At 34.7% G+C, this 1,295-nt stretch carries 2 protein-coding genes and 1 pseudogene; all 3 read right to left on the bottom strand.

The window, feature by feature from the left end; all coding sequences use genetic code 11:
* Positions 1-227: 227 nt before the first annotated feature.
* A pseudogene (locus tag ACFIKR_RS09280) lies at positions 228-553 on the bottom strand (DUF3987 domain-containing protein); the annotation flags it as partial.
* A 160-nt stretch (positions 554-713) separates the two neighbouring features.
* The gene (locus tag ACFIKR_RS09275) at positions 714-986 is read right to left on the bottom strand and encodes a type II toxin-antitoxin system RelE/ParE family toxin (protein ID WP_375659641.1); all 273 of its coding nucleotides are present in this window, start codon (positions 984-986) and stop codon (positions 714-716) included.
* Complete coding sequence (locus ACFIKR_RS09270) at positions 983-1,273, bottom strand: CopG family ribbon-helix-helix protein (protein WP_208438788.1); 291 nt, start codon at positions 1,271-1,273, stop codon at positions 983-985. Before ACFIKR_RS09270 ends, ACFIKR_RS09275 begins: the two co-directional genes overlap by 4 nt.
* Positions 1,274-1,295: the final 22 nt, after the last annotated feature.

The following is a 1,295-nucleotide window of genomic DNA, read 5'->3' as shown; positions in this document are numbered from 1 at the left end:
TTTTTTTCAATCAAAAATAAAATAATACATATAAGAAGCACCCCCAAAGCCCCCCAAAATTAATGATGGGGAGTGCTTTGAAGGTTCACTGTTATATTGTTTAATATTTTATAAGATTTCCAAATTGCCTCAGTGCGATGTCTTATGATTTTTCACTAAGGGATGATTCATAACGTATGATAGGTCGAACGCCTTGGGAGCTATTGTCTCCAGAGATTTCACGAAAAACCGTCATCGTTTATTCCACGCTGTATTGCTTGAATGATGGGAATAATTCGTGAGGGTTGAATGTTTCCAATCATAGATAAAGTGACATGAGGGATAAAAATGGTTCCACGCTCGGTACGGACATAGGTAAATTGATCATCTTCATTAAAAGCCGTTAGATAAAAAGCACGGTCTGTTTGATATTCTCTTCGTTCCAGATTGGCTAAAAAACCAGACAATTCATCACGCACCATTAAGAGATCACGGGGGTTTCTTTTAAGAGTTCCCTAAGCTTTTCGACCATGACATCATTGATAATAAAACGTCGTTTACCAAGAGTATCATCATTATTTTTACGAGTAGAAACTAAGCGGTGTGCAAAGTGATTATGCCAATCATATTCGCAATATTAGAAAAATAATAATTTATCATTATTTACTAATAGGGAGCGCAGTATTGTAGAAAATAATTTGCGTCAATTACCAAGTAAATAAAAATACAGTTGATTAAGGAAATTTTTGCTTTGTATGAAGCACACGTAAAATACGCACAACGCCATTTGAAATATCATAAATCATGATATAATTTGGATGTATAATAAGTTCACGTGTATTTATAATTCGTCCTAAACGACCAAGAGTAGGAAATTTAACAAGTTTTTCTACTTTTTCAGATAAAAGTTGATCAAACTTTAAGGCAGCAGAAGGATTATCTTGTGATATGTATTCACGGATCTTTTTGCGGTCAACGTGTGCTACTTGTGTCCAAATTAGCTTCATAAAGTTGATCTATCGAGTTTACTTTGTGTTTTTAGGCGCCATTCCTTTGCTTCTGCTTCGATTTCTTCAGAAGATATTATATCACCTGCATTAGCAGAATTTATCCCTAATTGAACTTGTTCCCGAAACCATAAATCGTGTGCACTTTTTTCTTTTTGTTCTTTTACGATATCGCGCATATAATCGCGCAATAATTGTGCAGCAGATCTATCACACGCCTTTGCTGCTTTGGAAAATTCATTTTTTAATACATCATCGACGCGAAAGGTAAATGTTGTCTCAGCCATTTTACGACTACTTAATGTGTTA

This window comes from Bartonella sp. MR30HLJHH, from assembly GCF_042194195.1.
GTDB classification, from domain to species: domain Bacteria; phylum Pseudomonadota; class Alphaproteobacteria; order Rhizobiales; family Rhizobiaceae; genus Bartonella; species Bartonella grahamii.
This window is presented reverse-complemented; position numbering and strand designations above follow the sequence as displayed.

What these genes read in the sequence shown, in the direction of transcription:
- ACFIKR_RS09275 (WP_375659641.1), bottom strand. Translation starts at nt 986, where the DNA reads ATGAAGCTAATTTGGACACAAGTAGCACACGTTGACCGCAAAAAGATC.
- ACFIKR_RS09270 (WP_208438788.1), bottom strand. Translation starts at nt 1,273, where the DNA reads ATGGCTGAGACAACATTTACCTTTCGCGTCGATGATGTATTAAAAAAT.